The organism is Emcibacteraceae bacterium, from assembly GCA_041396985.1.
Taxonomy (GTDB): domain Bacteria; phylum Pseudomonadota; class Alphaproteobacteria; order Sphingomonadales; family Emcibacteraceae; genus Pseudemcibacter.
Genome location: JAWKXO010000001.1, coordinates 690,230 through 706,190 on the forward strand (window position 1 = coordinate 690,230; position 15,961 = coordinate 706,190).

15 protein-coding genes are annotated in these 15,961 nt (G+C 44.5%); 5 read left to right on the forward strand and 10 right to left on the reverse strand.

What is annotated here, in order from left to right:
* Position 1: 1 nt before the first annotated feature.
* From nagZ to R3D86_03310, 4 genes are read right to left on the reverse strand one after another with little or no spacing between them, the layout of a single operon-like run.
* Positions 2 to 1,015, reverse strand: coding sequence for a beta-N-acetylhexosaminidase (gene nagZ / locus R3D86_03295; GenBank protein ID MEZ5757228.1), 1,014 nt, complete (start codon positions 1,013 to 1,015; stop codon positions 2 to 4).
* Entirely contained in the window at positions 1,016 to 1,759 is a 744-nt protein-coding gene (locus R3D86_03300; GenBank protein MEZ5757229.1) for an SPOR domain-containing protein, read from the reverse strand. It abuts the gene before it with no gap.
* Between the two features lie 25 nt (positions 1,760 to 1,784).
* Positions 1,785 to 3,485 carry an arginine--tRNA ligase gene (gene argS, locus R3D86_03305; protein ID MEZ5757230.1) on the reverse strand — a complete coding sequence of 567 codons (1,701 nt, stop codon included), beginning with the start codon at positions 3,483 to 3,485 and terminating at the stop codon, positions 1,785 to 1,787.
* 47 nt (positions 3,486 to 3,532) lie between these two features.
* A complete protein-coding gene (locus R3D86_03310) occupies positions 3,533 to 4,732 on the reverse strand; it encodes a deoxyguanosinetriphosphate triphosphohydrolase (protein ID MEZ5757231.1) in 1,200 nt (399 codons plus the stop codon).
* 137 nt (positions 4,733 to 4,869) lie between these two features.
* Here R3D86_03310 and erpA point away from each other — a divergent pair, with 137 nt between their 5' ends.
* Together erpA and xth are read left to right on the forward strand one after the other, a co-directional pair.
* On the forward strand, positions 4,870 to 5,211 hold the full coding sequence (erpA, locus tag R3D86_03315; GenBank protein ID MEZ5757232.1) for an iron-sulfur cluster insertion protein ErpA: 342 nt from the start codon (positions 4,870 to 4,872) through the stop codon (positions 5,209 to 5,211).
* 5 nt (positions 5,212 to 5,216) lie between these two features.
* Positions 5,217 to 5,987: an exodeoxyribonuclease III gene (xth, locus tag R3D86_03320; GenBank protein MEZ5757233.1), complete on the forward strand. Its 771-nt coding sequence runs from the start codon at positions 5,217 to 5,219 to the stop codon at positions 5,985 to 5,987.
* Between the two features lie 2 nt (positions 5,988 to 5,989).
* On the opposite strand, the gene R3D86_03325 is transcribed toward xth, so the two are convergent.
* From R3D86_03325 to R3D86_03340, 4 genes are read right to left on the reverse strand one after another with little or no spacing between them, the layout of a single operon-like run.
* Entirely contained in the window at positions 5,990 to 6,892 is a 903-nt protein-coding gene (locus R3D86_03325) for a cyclase family protein (GenBank protein MEZ5757234.1), read from the reverse strand.
* A gap of 1 nt (position 6,893) precedes the next feature.
* On the reverse strand, positions 6,894 to 7,523 hold the full coding sequence (locus tag R3D86_03330) for a CGNR zinc finger domain-containing protein (protein MEZ5757235.1): 630 nt from the start codon (positions 7,521 to 7,523) through the stop codon (positions 6,894 to 6,896).
* 37 nt (positions 7,524 to 7,560) lie between these two features.
* Positions 7,561 to 9,768 (reverse strand): catalase/peroxidase HPI, encoded by a 2,208-nt coding sequence (gene katG, locus R3D86_03335; protein ID MEZ5757236.1) that lies wholly within the window; start codon positions 9,766 to 9,768, stop codon positions 7,561 to 7,563.
* Positions 9,769 to 9,804: 36 nt separating this feature from the next.
* Complete coding sequence (locus R3D86_03340) at positions 9,805 to 10,278, reverse strand: Dps family protein (GenBank protein ID MEZ5757237.1); 474 nt, start codon at positions 10,276 to 10,278, stop codon at positions 9,805 to 9,807.
* Between the two features lie 115 nt (positions 10,279 to 10,393).
* On the opposite strand from R3D86_03340, the gene R3D86_03345 reads away from it, so the two are divergent.
* From R3D86_03345 to R3D86_03355, 3 genes are all read left to right on the forward strand, one after another.
* A complete protein-coding gene (locus R3D86_03345) occupies positions 10,394 to 11,284 on the forward strand; it encodes a hydrogen peroxide-inducible genes activator (GenBank protein ID MEZ5757238.1) in 891 nt (296 codons plus the stop codon).
* Positions 11,285 to 11,357: 73 nt separating this feature from the next.
* Positions 11,358 to 12,401 carry an acyltransferase gene (locus R3D86_03350; GenBank protein ID MEZ5757239.1) on the forward strand — a complete coding sequence of 348 codons (1,044 nt, stop codon included), beginning with the start codon at positions 11,358 to 11,360 and terminating at the stop codon, positions 12,399 to 12,401.
* Between the two features lie 40 nt (positions 12,402 to 12,441).
* Positions 12,442 to 13,566, forward strand: coding sequence for a DSD1 family PLP-dependent enzyme (locus R3D86_03355; protein ID MEZ5757240.1), 1,125 nt, complete (start codon positions 12,442 to 12,444; stop codon positions 13,564 to 13,566).
* A gap of 7 nt (positions 13,567 to 13,573) precedes the next feature.
* Here R3D86_03355 and R3D86_03360 read toward each other — a convergent pair whose 3' ends face one another.
* Positions 13,574 to 14,275: a queuosine precursor transporter gene (locus R3D86_03360; protein ID MEZ5757241.1), complete on the reverse strand. Its 702-nt coding sequence runs from the start codon at positions 14,273 to 14,275 to the stop codon at positions 13,574 to 13,576.
* A gap of 5 nt (positions 14,276 to 14,280) precedes the next feature.
* Positions 14,281 to 15,954, reverse strand: a complete 1,674-nt coding sequence (locus tag R3D86_03365; GenBank protein ID MEZ5757242.1) for a hypothetical protein — start codon at positions 15,952 to 15,954, stop codon at positions 14,281 to 14,283.
* Between the last annotated feature and the right edge of the window lie 7 nt (positions 15,955 to 15,961).

A 15,961-nucleotide genomic window follows, 5' to 3' on the forward strand; every position in this document is an offset into this window, starting at 1 on the left:
CTTAATCATATCCCTTTACCACGTCCGAAAGCCAGCCGTATAATTGGCCATGGTCAATTTCACTTGAAATCCGTTTCTTTTTAAAGAAATAATCGAGCCTGTTTTCTGATCCCAACTGTTTATCTGTCGTCGCTTTAAGCACCGCACGGCGCTCTTCCAATGTCCCGTTACAGTGTAAAGCAAGGTCGCATCCCGCCACAAGGGCGTCCACTGCGTTTTGTTCTGGCGCCTTATTAAGAGCCTTCATGGAAAGATCATCGGAAAAAAGCACGCCTCTGAAAGCAATTTCACCGCGGATAATGTCCCCAATAATTTTTCTTGATATTGTGGCACAATTTTCACTGTCAATGGCACTATAAATAACATGGGCCGTCATGGCACAGGGAAAATCATTTAATTTTTTGAAAGGGATAAAATCCGTTTTCTTAAGTTCATCAAGTGGCGTGTCAACAGTTGGCAATGATTTATGACTGTCGACATCAGCACGGCCATGACCAGGAATATGCTTTATTACCGGGGTAATACCACCGGCAATCATACCTTCGGCAGCAGCACGGGCCAATATCGAGACTTTTTCTGCATTATCACCATAGGCACGGTCGCCGATGACTTTATCGGCGCCTTCATAATAGATATCAGCAACCGGGAAACAATCGACATTTATGCCAACTTTAACCAGGTCAGCAGCCATTAACCGGGCATGGACTTGCACTGCCGTTGCGGCCAGTTCAGGATTATCATCAAAAAGTTTTGAATATACCCCGGCAGCCGGATAGGCAGGCCAATGTGGCGGTTTTAGGCGGGCAACCCTTCCCCCTTCCTGATCAACAAGGATTGGTGCATCAGGATTGCCTATAATTTCTTTCATCTGATCGGTAAGTTTTTTTACCTGATCGGGATTATCACAATTTCTTTGAAATAATATAAACCCATAAGGGCGGAATTCTTTAAACAGCGCCCGCTCTTCGGCCCTTATTTCAAGCCCCTCAACATCTGTAATTACAGGATGAAACATCTAATTTGTTACCACCAGGCAATTTTGATTGTTTTGTTTCAGTTTTTCACAAATATTATCCGCCGATTTTCGGTCATCGATCATGCCACCACGGACACGGTACAATACGCCTTTTGCACCAAGATCAACACGCATATAAACTGGTGATAAATTAGCCAGAACTGAATTGTTATTTTTCTTAACAGTTGCCCAAAATGCCTCGGCTTTGCTTTTTTCCGCGAAAGCCCCAATTTGGATCATATAATTTCCGGTTGGCGCTGCTTTTTTGACCGGAGCAGACGCAGGAACAGATGCTGCAGCAGGGGCAATTTTATCTGCCTCATCCGCTGCTTTCTCCACCATTTGTGGTGCTTCTGCCGGAGCCTCCTCCGCCACTTGTTCTTCTTCAGGTTTTACCGGACGCTTTAGGGGAATTTCTGAGCTTGACGCGATGACATCAACTTCTTCACCGGGTATATTATCGACCCTGTTAAAGACTTCCTTGTCCTGAAATCTAATTTCCTTCCCTCCCGGCTCATCAGGTTTTACCTTAACCACCGTGCCATCAGCATGAATGACCGGCACTGGCCCCAATTCCGAAGTGTCAGATGTATAGCTCATCCAGATAAGCAGACAAAACCCGACCAGTACAGCGACGGTCACTGCCGACAAAATCATCCTTCTTTTGGATGTCATTCCTTTTCTTGTAAATTCCTCAGGGATTGGGCGCAGCCATGATGCGTTATCTGAATTTTGTTTGGCCAATTTTATAATAACCCCTTGTTACAGTTTACATTTCTTCAACAGGCTCAACGCCCAGAATATATAGTCCCGCTGCAATAATTTTTGAAAATGCTTTAATCATTGCCAGTCGGCTATGCGTAAGTGCCTCATTATCATCAATAATAAAGCGCAGATCAAGCCTGTCATTCCCTTTACTCCAAAGCGTATGAAACTCTGATGCCAGATCATAAAGATAGTAGGAAATCCTGTGTGGTTCATGAGCGATTGCCGCGCTTTCAACGATACGCGGCCAATTGGCCATGGTTTTAATCAGCTGCAGCTCACTTTCATCAGATAGCAGGCTCAGATCAGCATTCTTCAATGCGGTGTCAGATACATCCATTCCCGAAAAAGCCTCTGCCGCCTTATTGAGAACTGAATAGACGCGGGCATGGCCATACTGTACATAAAAGACAGGGTTATCTTTTGATTGCTCCGTCACCTTGGCGAAATCAAAATCAAGTGAAGCGTCATTTTTACGGGTGAGCATGATAAAGCGCACGACATCTTTGCCAACTTCTTCCACAATATCTCGAAGGGTGACAAAATTTCCTGACCGTTTCGACATTTTCGCTGGATCACCGCTGCGTAGCAGTTTAACCATCTGACAAAGCCTCACATCCAGTTCAGCTTTTCCGTCACTTAGCGCCTTTACCGCTGACTGAACACGCTTGACATAACCACCATGATCCGCGCCCCACACGTCGATCATTTTATAAAATCCACGGTCTACTTTATCGCTATGATAGGCAACATCAGCAGCAAAATATGTCCATGACCCATCTGATTTTTTAAGGGCACGGTCAACATCATCGCCAAACAATGTCGATTTGAACAATGTCTGTGGGCGCTCTTCCCAATCATCCGGCAGTTTTCCTTTTGGCGGCTCTAGCACACCTGTATAAATCAGGCCTTTTTCTTGCAGCTGTTTCAGGGCTTTTTCTATGCCACCATTTTCATGGAGTGTCAGTTCTGAGAAGAATATTTCATGGCGAATTCCAAGCGTTTCCAGATCCTCACGGATCAGATCCATCATGGCATTGGTTGCAAACGCCCTTATTGTATTGAGCCACTCACTTTCATCTTTTCCCTTCCATTTGTCGCCATATTTTTCAGCCAGGGCCTGGCCAACCGGGATCAGATATTTTCCCGGATAAAGCCCTTCTGGAATTTCATCAATTTTTTCACCAAGTGCTTCCAGATACCGGATATATGCTGAGCGGGCCAACACATCGATCTGACCACCGGCATCATTAATGTAATATTCTTTTGTCACATCATAGCCAACATGGTCCAGCAAGGTCGCCAAGGCATCCCCGAATACTGCCCCCCGGCAATGTCCAACATGCAGCGGACCGGTCGGATTAACGGACACATATTCAACATTGACTTTTTCGCCTTTACCATAGTCGCTTCGGCCATAATCAATACCCTGCTCAATAATGCTGGATACCTGATTTTGAATAAAAGCGTTATTGAGGCGTATATTGATAAAACCGGGACCGGCTATTTCGACACTGTCGACATCATCAATTTCACGGAGTGATGAAGCGATAAGCTCTGCAATATCGCGGGGCTTCATGCTGGCCTGTTTTACCAGCACCATTGCAGCATTGGTCGCTATATCACCATGGCTGGCATCGCGTGGTGCTTCAGCAGTTATATTCCCAAGGTCCATACCTTTTGGTAATTGTCCGCTTTCGCTCAAGGATAGAATTATACCCTCAATTTTTTTCTGGAAATCTTTAAATATATTCATAATTCAAATGTCGATGTATCATATAATCTTTTATGTTCAAGTAATGCAAACCGATCCGTCATTCCGGCGATGAAATCTGCAACCAATCTGGCTTTTTCAATTTCTTCTTTTCCTTCCGTTGCTTGCCGCCAGTCCGTTGGCAAACAATCCGGCTCATTTAAGTAAAGAGTAAAGAGCTCATTCACAACCCTTCTCGCCTTACTTGACATCCGGTTCACTTTATAATGACGATACATATTCTTCATTAGAAATTTTTTCAATGTTTTATCTTGATTTCTCATCTCTTCAGAAAAATCTGCAATTGTTTTTCCAGCGTTTCGGATATCATCAACCGACATTGGTTTAAGATCATTCAGATTTTCCCGAGTGGTTTCTATGACATCATTGATGAGCTGGCTGATTATTCTGCGGGTTATTTCGTGCTGTTCCCGGCTTGGATCAAGCCTGCCATATTTATCCCTGACTTCGCGCACATGATTTTGGACAAGTGGGACTTCTTCAAACTGCTCAAAACTAAGAAGCCCTGCCCGGACACCATCGGCAACATCATGACTGTTATAGGCAATGTCATCTGATATAGCGGCGACCTGCGCTTCCAGACTGGCATATGTATGAAGTTCAAGATCATGTAAATTATTATATTCAATGAAATTGACATGGATTTTTGAATAATCACCCTTTTGACATAAGGGACCATTATGTTTTGCAAGTCCTTCAAGAACATCCCAGGTCAGATTAAGGCCGGGAAATTCAGCATATCTGTTTTCAAGTTTTGTTACCACCCTGAGCGACTGTGCATTATGATCAAAACCGGCATATGGTTTCATGGCATCATCGAGTGCATCTTCCCCGGCATGACCAAACGGGGTATGACCAAAATCATGTGCCAGGGCCAGTGCTTCCGTTACATCCTCGTTTAGCCCCAATGCCCTTGAAATACTTCGTGCGATCTGCGCCACTTCAATGGAATGGGTTAGCCGTGTCCGGTAATAATCGCCGACATGATGCACAAAAACCTGTGTTTTATGCATTAGCCGGCGAAAGGCACCAGAATGAATTATCCTGTCCCGATCCCTTTGAAATGCCGACCGGGTGGTTGCCTCCTCTTCCGGGTATAACCTTTCTCGGGCATTTTCCGGGTTTAAGGCATATGGGGCAAAATGTGGTACAGGAGAAAAAATTTCAAAATCAGACATAAATTTCACATATTCTATATATTAAATAATATAACTTTTTTCTATCATACGCATTTATTGTTACTATTGACAATTCATTAGGGTAACATACATATAATAAAATGTTCAGGTAAGAACAAATACTCAGGATATAAAGAATGACAAACGATAATTCACCCGTAACCCTTAGCGCAAATGCGGCCAAACGCATTAATACGCTTGTTAAAAGCAAGGGTAACGATAATCTTAAATTCCGTATTACTATTAATGGCGGCGGCTGTAGCGGCTTTCAGTATGATTTTGCCCTTGTGGAAGATACGAAAGATGATGACCTTGTGGTTAAGCGTGATGGCGCCACTATGCTGGTTGATGGCCTTTCGATCATGTATCTTATGGGGTCCGAAGTTGATTTTACCGAAGAACTTGCCGGTTCAATGTTCGTTGTAAAAAATCCAAATGCCACGGCGTCGTGTGGTTGCGGTTCATCATTCGCGGTTTAAAGTTTATGAAAATTGCTTCCTGGAACGTAAACTCGATCAAAGCCAGACTTCCCCGGGTCACGGACTGGCTTGCCGAGTTTAAACCCGATGTGGCCCTGCTTCAGGAACTTAAATGCCTTGATGAAAATTTTCCGGCAATGGAAATTGAGGACCTTGGCTATAACATCGTGACCCACGGCCAGAAATCTTATAATGGCGTTGCCATCCTTTCCAAACACCCGATTGAAGACGTGATGATTGGCTTGCCCGGTGATGATGACGATGATCAGGCCCGATATATTGAGGCCACAATAAAAAATGTACGCGTTGCCAGTATTTATCTGCCAAACGGTAATCCTTTCCCAGGTCCCAAATTTGATTATAAAATTAGCTGGATGGAAAGACTGGTTGAGCGTGCCAAAGAACTTCTTACCCTAGAAGAAGATCTGGTTTTGGGGGGAGATTATAATGTCTGTCCAAAAGATGAAGACTGTTATGATATGCATCTATTTGCCAACGACGCCCTTGTCCAGCCGGAATCCAGAGACAAGTATTTTACACTTCTTAATCTTGGACTGACGGATGCACTGCGCGCATTCCATCCGAGTGGTCATCATTTTACCTATTGGGATTATCAGGCGGGCGCCTGGCAAAAAGACAATGGTGTTCGGATTGATCATCTGCTGCTTAGTCCGACGGCTGCTGATAAACTGCTTAACTGCGATATTGACCGCACCCCAAGGGGCAAGGAAAAACCATCCGACCATACCCCGGTCTGGTGTGAGTTAAGTATTTAAATTCAAATAATAGCGTGAGCCCGAACAGGAAACGTTCCAATCTTTTCTATTTTTGGCGGAATTGCGCTGAAGTGAAATCCACTAGGCGGCAATAAGTGAAGATTACAAAGATGCTCCACAATTGGAATTTCTTCTCTCAATAAAATGGAATGCACAGGTCTTGAACCAGTTGATGTATCGTCAATGTTAAGAGAATCTATTCCAACCAATGTAGCGCCCTGATCACGCAGATAAATAGCTGCTTTTTCGGTCAGATATGGATGACCTTCAAAATACTGATCGCTTCCCCAATGCTGTGCCCACCCGGTTTCTATTAAAACGGCCATTCCATTTACGTTGATGCTCGCAAAATTTGTCCAGTCGATCGCGCGTTTATTGATATCCCCTATTCGAACGACAACTCCTGGAATATTTGATACTTTATCAAGTAAAAGTTTCGATAAATCGTGACCATCGGGATAACGATGATATGGGGTATCAAGATATGTTCCCGTATTGCCAACCATATTTATACGTCCAAACTGAAATTCTGTCCCTTCGTCATACATTTCACGGGATTGAGCGTGCGACAAATGATCACAAATGATGGGGGCGGGTAACCCTTTATAGGTAATCATTTCATTACTAATTATATGACTGAGATCTATATATTTTTTAACTGACCCTGGTTCTATCTCATTGTTGGGATTTGATTTTGACCTTTTATGCTGTTCCAGGATTATTTTCTTGTTTAAAATTCGGACCTCACCGACCATCAATAAACGCATATCCTTTATTATATAGTCGGCAAGCGCATCATCCTCTATATCTTCACCCAGAATATCAAGGCGAAATCCCTGTCCCTGAATACCACCCCCGTTTGAAAACTCTATTTCAAAGTCAAAACTTACTCTTTTTTCTATCATATTAATTCTCTTTAATCGATCTATGACGACGTACTTTTGCCCTGTTTCCACACCCGGATGATGAAGAACACCATATTCTTTTTTGCGGCCTGGAATTATCCTTGAATATCATTTTGCAGTCAGGGCACTGTCTTAGTTTTTTTGATCCGGATTGAGAAATTGAGACGATTGCATCTTCAGCAATTTCAGACATAATGGCACGGAATGGATCTGTTGAATGGTATATTACAACACCATTATTCAGTTGGGGCCGAGCAGTTGGCATTGCTGCACTTTTATTCAATAACTCCATGTATTCTGGGTTTAAATCACTTTTTGTTAAAGTGGATTTTATTATTCGGTAGATCGCTTCTCTCAGTTTTTTTGCGAAATCAAGTTCATTCTCTGATAAATCAAATGAGTTCCCAATGGTTATACCAGCTCCCTTCAACCAGACTTTAAAATCTGAAACGGAAGTTAATAACTCAATTGGCTCCTGTTCACGACCGGAAACTGTATCAATAAAATTCAGTGCTAACGAGCCTGCGGTATATTCAAAATTTCTTTTTTTCATGTAACCTGTATAACTAGTTACATAAGCGTCGTCAAATAAAAACTCAAAGAAAGGCATAATGCAAATTGGGCGAGCCACAAAGACCCGCCCAATTCAGTTTTTAATCATTTATGGTTTAAAGATCAAACCGATCAAGGTTCATTACTTTTGTCCAGGCCGCCACAAAATCCCTGATAAATTTATCCTTTGAGTCTTCTGTTGCATAAACTTCGGCAAGTGCCCGCAGTTCGGAATTTGAGCCAAAGATCAGATCAACCCTTGTGCCGGTCCACTTTGCTTTACCCGTTGCTCTTATGCGACCTTCAAAAAGTTCGTCATCGTCAGACACAGATTTCCAAGTAATGCTCATATCGAGCAGATTTTTGAAGAAATCATTGCTTAAAACACCCGGGCGATCAGTGAATATACCATTCGCACTGCCGTCACTATTTGTATTAAGAGCACGCATCCCGCCGACCAGCACAGTCATTTCAGGTGCGGTCAGGGTTAAGAGCTGCGCTTTATCCAGCAACAATTTTTCACCCGGGATAGCGTATTTAGCCTTACTATAGTTTCTAAAACCATCTGCAATAGGTTCCAGAACCTCAAAAGCTTCAACATCAGTCTGTTGCTGCGATGCATCAGTACGCCCCGGAATAAATGGCGCCTTAATATCTGACCCGGCATTTCGGGCGGCCTGTTCAACAGCGGCCGTTCCGGCAAGAACGATCATGTCCGCAAGTGATATTTTTTTACCATCTTTTTGCGCGCTATTAAATTCGCTGCGAATATTATCAAGAGCGTCAACAACATAGGCAACATTCGACTGTCTGTTTACTTCCCAGTCTTTCTGTGGTGCCAGACGGATTCGGGCTCCATTGGCTCCACCGCGCATATCAGACCCACGGAAAGTTGAGGCTGACGCCCAGGCAGTAGCAACAAGCTGGGAAACTGAAAGTCCGGAATCAATGATTTTTGCTTTCAAAAGCTCTACATCACGATCATCCACCAGCTTGTGGTCAACAGCGGGTACCGGATCCTGCCAGATCAGTTCTTCCGCAGGCACTTCCTTGCCAAGATAACGGGCACGCGGACCCATATCACGGTGGGTAAGTTTAAACCAGGCACGGGCAAACGCATCGGCAAATTCGTCAGGATTGTTCTGAAAATGACGGGATATTTTTTCATAAGCAGGGTCCATCCGCATGGCCATATCCGCCATTGTCATCATAATTGGCACTTTTTTACCTGAACCGTCCACTTCCGGGGCATGATCTTTTTCTGCAAGATCTTTTGCTTTCCACTGGTGGGCACCGGCAGGGCTCTTTGTCAGTTCCCATTCATAACCAAACAGCACATCAAAATAGCTCATATCCCATTTTATCGGGGTTGGGGTCCAGGCGCCTTCAATACCGCTGGTAATGGTATCAACGCCCTTGCCGCTGGCATAACTGCTAAGCCAGCCTTTTCCTTGCGCTTCAATGGGTGCGGCTTCCGGTTCAGGACCAACTAGTGCAGCATCACCGGCACCGTGGGCTTTACCAAAAGTATGTCCCCCGGCAACCAGTGCGACCGTTTCTTCGTCATTCATCGCCATACGGGCAAATGTTTCCCTGATATCCTTGCCTGATGCACCGGGATCAGGATTACCATTAGGACCTTCCGGGTTTACATAAATAAGCCCCATCTGTACGGCAGCAAGAGGATTTTCAAGCTCACGATCACCGCTATAGCGTTTATCGCCAAGCCATTCTGCTTCAGCACCCCAATAGATATCTTCTTCCGGTTGCCAGATATCTTCACGACCCCCTGCATAACCGAATGTTTTAAAGCCCATTGATTCCAGCGCGCAGTTGCCGGCCAGTATCATAAGGTCAGCCCAGGAAATTTTTCTGCCGTATTTTTGCTTAATCGGCCAAAGCAATAAACGGGCTTTATCCAGATTTCCGTTATCCGGCCAGCTGTTTACGGGTGCAAAACGCTGGTTGCCGGTCCCGGCACCCCCGCGGCCATCACCGGTACGATATGTTCCGGCACTGTGCCATGCCATCCGGATAAATAGCGGCCCATAATGACCATAATCTGCCGGCCACCAATCCTGCGAAGTTGTCATCAGATCAAAAATATCTTTTTTAACGGCATCAAGATCCAGTGATTTGAATTCTTCTGCATAGTTATAATTTTCATCCATCGGGTTTGATTTGGACGAATGCTGGCGCAATATGTTCAATTTTAGTTGCTGCGGCCACCAGTCCTGATTTGATGTGCCACTTCCGGCGGTATAATCCTGTTTGCCGTGCATTACCGGACATTTTCCTGCACCAGTTTCAGTTGATTTTGTCATAGTCTTCTCCTTTAAATTTCTCGTTTATCATTCATGTCAGCTAATCATTGAACGCAGCATCCAGGCTGTCTTTTCGTGTGTCTGCATTCTTTGGGTCAGTAAATCTGCGGTTGGCTCATCACTGGCTTTGTCGGCGGCCGGGAAAATGCTTCTTGCTGTTCGCACAACAGTTTCCTGATCTTTAACAAGTTGCCTGATCATTTCTTCCGCGGCCGGTGTTGAGGTTTCTTCCTTGATGCTTGTAAGCGCTGCAAATTGAGCGTAAGACCCGGGCGCCACAAAACCAAGCGCACGAATGCGTTCCGCAATATCATCAACTGCAATAGCCAGTTCCGTGTACTGGGTTTCAAACATTGTATGTAATGTGTTGAACATCGGACCCGTCACATTCCAATGAAAATTATGTGTCTTCAGATAAAGTGTATATGTATCTGCTAAAAGGCGTGATAGTCCGTTTGCGATATCCTGACGGTCTTTTTCTACGATCCCTATGTCAATTTTCGTATTCATTTTAATTATCCTTTCCTTTGTTTAATGGAATTAATGTAACCGACTATAATAAAATTGAAAAACGATATAAAATCGTTATATTATTCGTATAAACCGAATATTTACGGAGCATTATATGAAATTCCTTCCCAGCCTCAAACAACTGGAATATCTAACGGCATTGGCACAAACCCGCCATTTTTCACATGCCTCTGATCTTTGTAATGTGACACCATCTACGCTCAGCGCCGGAATTCGTGATCTGGAAGATATTTTGGGTGTCAGCGTTGCTGAACGTACAAAACGCACCGTTATCATTACACCCATCGGTCATGAAATAGCCGCCCGGGCACGTCAATTACTTCGTGATGCTGAAGATATCATGATTTTGGCTTCTTCTGAGCGTGATCCCATGACAGGTAACATCAAATTCGGCGTAATTCCGACTATCGGGCCATTCCTGCTTCCCAAAATATTACCGGCACTGGAAAAAGAATATCCGAAGCTAAAATTATACCTTCGTGAGGAACAAACGGCTAAACTTCTGAAGAGGTTAAGTGAAGGAGAGCTTGATATTATATTAATTGCTCTACCCTATGATACCGGCAGCTTCACAGTGTCCGATCTTTTTGATGATACGTTCTTTTTTGCCTGTCATATTGATCATCCCTATGCCACACGCAAATCAATTGCTATTGATGATCTTAACGATCAACCCCTTTTACTGCTTGAAGATGGACATTGTCTTCGTGACCATGCCCTCGATGCCTGCCGGATTCAAAGCTCTTCCGCCCGTGTTCAGTTTGAAGCCACCAGTCTTAATACCCTTGTTCAGATGGTCGCGGAAGGTATCGGCGTAACCCTAATTCCTGAAATGGCAGCGGATACCATGACTTTTCCGAAGGGCAAAATAAAATTAATCCCTCTTAAAACACCGGCCTCACGTAAAATCGGACTGGTCTGGAGAGCATCATCGCCACGCGCCGCCGAATTTAAACTGCTGGCGGATGTCCTTAAAAATCTTTGAGTTATGCAAATCCATTAAATATTAACTTTAAAGTGGCAGGTTATAAAAGAGTAAAAAGAAATTATTGGGCTCCATGACAGAAAGATATCATACATTACAGATTTTAAGAGCCTTTGCCGCATGGATGGTGTTTTATTATCATTTCATGATGCAGTTTCATCGATTTGAGACGGATAACATTCTTGGTTATGCCTTCTCGGAATATGGGGAATTTGGTGTTGATATATTTTTTGTGCTGAGCGGATTTGTGATGTATTTTTCGGCAAAGCCAGACAGCGCAAAAAGTTTCAGCTTTTTTATAAAACGGGTATTCAGGGTTGTTCCGGCATACTGGTTTTATACGTTTATGGTCATTTTTTGTCTCGCGTTATTTCCGATCGGTTTTTCATATACGGATTATACCGCTCAATCTTTAGTATTATCGTTGCTCTTTATCCCCCATGACAATCCTTCTGGCTGGATGCCTTCTCCACTGCTTACCGTCGGCTGGACCCTTAATTTCGAAATGGCTTTTTACACAATTCTTTCAATAAGTCTGGCAATATCACAAAAATATGCCAGAATTTTATGTTTTCTGATTGTCGCCTCCCTGCCCATTATCTGGCCTAAAAACACACTTTTTTCGGCCGTACTTGGTAATAGTCTTCTCTATGAATTTCTAGCCGGCTTCACTATCGCCTATTTAATCTCCACCAATTTTTTTAAGATTATTTTCAAAGCACGATTTATCGCCGCTGTTGTCACGGGCCTTGTCGGCCTGGCTCTTTGGAAATATTATCACGTGCATGACATCTTCCGGCTTTTTGCGGCAGGTTTCATTGTACTCAGCGCCGTATTATTTAACCGTTATATTCATGAAAAAAATATGATTGCCAATTTTCTGATCAAACTTGGTGATTATTCCTTTTCCACTTACCTAGCCCACACCATCATTTTAGGGATCGTCTTTCATTTCTTTCATGATCCGCTATCCTCCACGCAGGAGATTATAATTCTGATTGCAATGACGCTGGCATTGCTTATGATTTCCAAATTGAGTTATGATTTCGTTGAGCAAAACGGACGTTTAAGCAAGCTTAAAAATATATTACTTGGCCGCTTTGCTCTGGCAGAATAAAACGAAAAAGCATCTGAGAATTAGATATCCTGGGAGAAAAATGATGGTGCAACGACCACCGGCAGAAATTGGTATGAGTTTAGATGAAATTGACACACCGGCCCTGGTTGTCGATCTGGATATTTATGAACGCAATCTGGAAAAAATGGCCAAGCTTGTCAAAGATGCGGGGAAAATGTTAAGACCTCATGCCAAAATGCATAAATCACCCGCTGTAGCCCAAGATCAGATTAAACGCGGTGCTGTCGGTGTCTGCTGCCAGAAAATATCTGAAGCGGAAATTTTGGTTGAAGGCGGCATTAATGACGTTCTTATCACCAATGAAATTGTCAGCCCTGCTAAATTGGCGCGGGTGGCAAGCCTAGCCAAACAGGCTAAAATAGGCATCTGCGTTGATGATGCCGGGGCGACACGGGCCTTAAATGATGCCTGCGCCCATGAGAAAGCCAATGTCCGTGCTCTGGTTGAAATTGATGTAGGCGGACATCGCTGCGGCGTCACCAGCCCAGCAGACGCACTGGAGCTTGCGAAACTGATTAAGTCCCTATCTCATCTTAACTTTGGCGGCTTGCAGGCTTATCACGGCTCAGCACAACATAAACGAACCCACCAGGAAAGATCGGAAGCGGTAAGCGGCGCAGCAGATATAATCCGTGAAACCAAAAACCTGCTTGCATCATCCGGCATTGACTGTGACATCGTTACCGGTGGCGGCACCGGGACCTTAATGCATGATATAAATTATGCGGAATGGGATGAGCTTCAATGTGGTTCATACGCCTTTATGGATGCTGATTATGCGAAAAACAAACTGAATGATGATCAGTTTGGCACCGGATTTGAACATGCGTTTTTTGTCCGCACCGTCATTATGAGCGTCAACCAGCCGGAAATTGTAGTTGCAGACGCCGGGCTTAAAGCCATAGCATCGGATTCCGGAAATCCGACCATTGTCGGACACGAGCATTTAACATATAGAATGACGTCTGATGAGCATGGCTGCATAACCGTTTCAGGAAAAGAACGATTTGAATTGGGCGAAAAGCTGATGCTGATTACCGGACATTGTGATCCGACCATAAATCTTTATGACTGGATCGTTGGGGTCAGAAACGGCAAAGTAGAAAAGCTCTGGTCTGTTTCCGCGCGGGGAGCTTTATCCTGATCTATAATTAATCTGTCGTAATTTTAAAGGGTGTGAAGTCGGTCTTATCGTCAAAAATTTCCACGCCCTCAACTTTTTTAAGAAAGCCGACTATTTTATAGGTAACAGGGGTCAGGATCGCTTCCCAAGAGACCTTAATCAGGAAATTGGAAAACATTACCGTAATCAATACATCATTATTCCAGATACCAAAAAAAGCAACAGGGTAAAAAATGAGACTGTCTGCCCCCTGACCGACAATGGTGGAACCGATCGTCCGGGTCCAGAGATATTTTCCCCGGGTCAGAAGTTTCATTCGTGCCATAACATAGGCATTAATAATTTCACCGACAAAAAACGCCAGAAGTGACGCCAACACAATGCGGGGCACCTGACCGAAAATCATGACATAGGCGTCCTGTCCTTCCCACCCTGGCGCCGGGGGTAAAGCGACAATTACGGCACTCATGATGCTGGCGAAAAAAACACCGGCAAACCCAACCCAGATCACTTTTCTTGCCCGCGCATAACCGTACACTTCAGTCAGTACATCACCGAATACATAGGAAAGCGGGAAAAATAGCACACCGGCGCCATAAACTAAGCTTTCACCAAAAACCGTAATAGTGGCAATTTTGGCAGGGCCAATAATATTTGAACAGATGAGGACCACCACAAAGGCGGCCATCATCAGATCATAATATTTAAACCTGTGTTGCGTTACGTCCAATTCACCTAGAACCTTGAACTGCTCAGCTTCACATCAGAATTCGCCCACATGGCATCATAACGCGCTTTAAATTCAGCGGCCTGGTCATTCTTTCCCTGCGCAGTTAAGGCCTGATACATCCCGAATAGCGAATAAGCGTTTTCAGGGTTATGCTCAAGATCCTCCCAATAGACCACTTCCGCCTCAACCGGCTGACCGGCATCAAGCAGGATGGCACCTAGAATATGGCGGGTCGGGAAATACCATGATGGCGGTTCGTTATAGGCAAGACTGTCTTCCATGCGTACAGCGCGGCCAAGATGATAAATGGCCATTTCAAAATTGCCTTTTTTATTTTCCATTTCACCCGCCGCAACCTCGTAAGCGATCGTCAATAATCCACCGACGTCCTCAAAATTCTTATATCCGGGCTGCCCTTCATTAAGCTTCTCTACAAGGCTTTTCAGCGCGTCAAGTTCCTTTTCCGCCTCTGCCATATTGCCTTTATTTAAATAAGCCAGACTGCGGCCATAATGCCAGACCCCGGTCATAAACTGCGCTTTAACAAAGGGTCTTTCCACTTTCAATAGATCATCCCATTTGCCAAACCGGGTCATGACAAATACCGGCTGTGATCTGAATGTTTCGTTTAAACCCCAGGTATTGGTCCTTGAGCCTGCCTCAATTCTATTTTTGACCTTCCATGCCGCCTCAAGAGACTGGGCACTGCGCCCTGTATACATTGACGACCAGGCAAGGAAGTGAAGGTTATGCGGGTAATAGGCAAGCGGATATAAACCTTGTGCATTACACTGGGCAATATAATCCTCGTCCACCATGGCGGCAATCACATTGGTGTCATAGGCATCCTGATAGCGGCCGACCCGCATAAAAATATGGGATGGCATATGAACCAGGTGCCCGGCCCCCGGCATTATCGGCGCCAGATGATCCGCGCTTTCCTCTGCTATTTCAGGACGCATACTTTCAGCAACATGGATATGATAATGAAGGGCTGCTGCATGATCGGGATATTTGGCAATGACTTTTTCAAGAACCGAAATAATCTGCTCCGTCCGCCCTTTCGGTGATCCATCCGCATTCCAGTAATCCCATGGCTGAACATTCATCGCGGCGGCGGCAAAAAGTACGGCTGCATCCGGATCATCCGGATATTTATTCATCAGTTTTTCTGCTGCGACCGCATAGGCTTCATCGAGTTCTTCACGTGGAATAGACAGATCAGTGCTATATCTGGCGGCAAGGGCATCGATATAATCGGCTTCACGTTTGCTGACTTTGTCTTTCAGGGACAAAGCCATACCGATGGCATAATTGGCCTGTTCCATGGAATTCACCAGCATCGGCAGATTTAAGTTACGACCTAAAGTTAAGGCCCAGCCCCAATAGGCCATGGCATTATTCGGGTCCAGCCGGATCGCTTCCTTAAAAGAGCGCATGGCTTCCGAATGATTGAAGCCGACAACAAGTCGATATCCCTGATCAAAGAAATATTGGGAGTCCGGATTGGACGTGCTTACCGTAAAACTGTAATTGCCAAGACCACTTAATTTTGGCGATAAGGGCCCGGTTGCCGTTTTTGGATCAGCATTTAATGCCGTCGGGTCAAACACCTGAGCCCCGGAAAAAGATGATAATGACGCAAGGCATATGGCACTTGCGAGAATTTTTTTGATCATGATACCC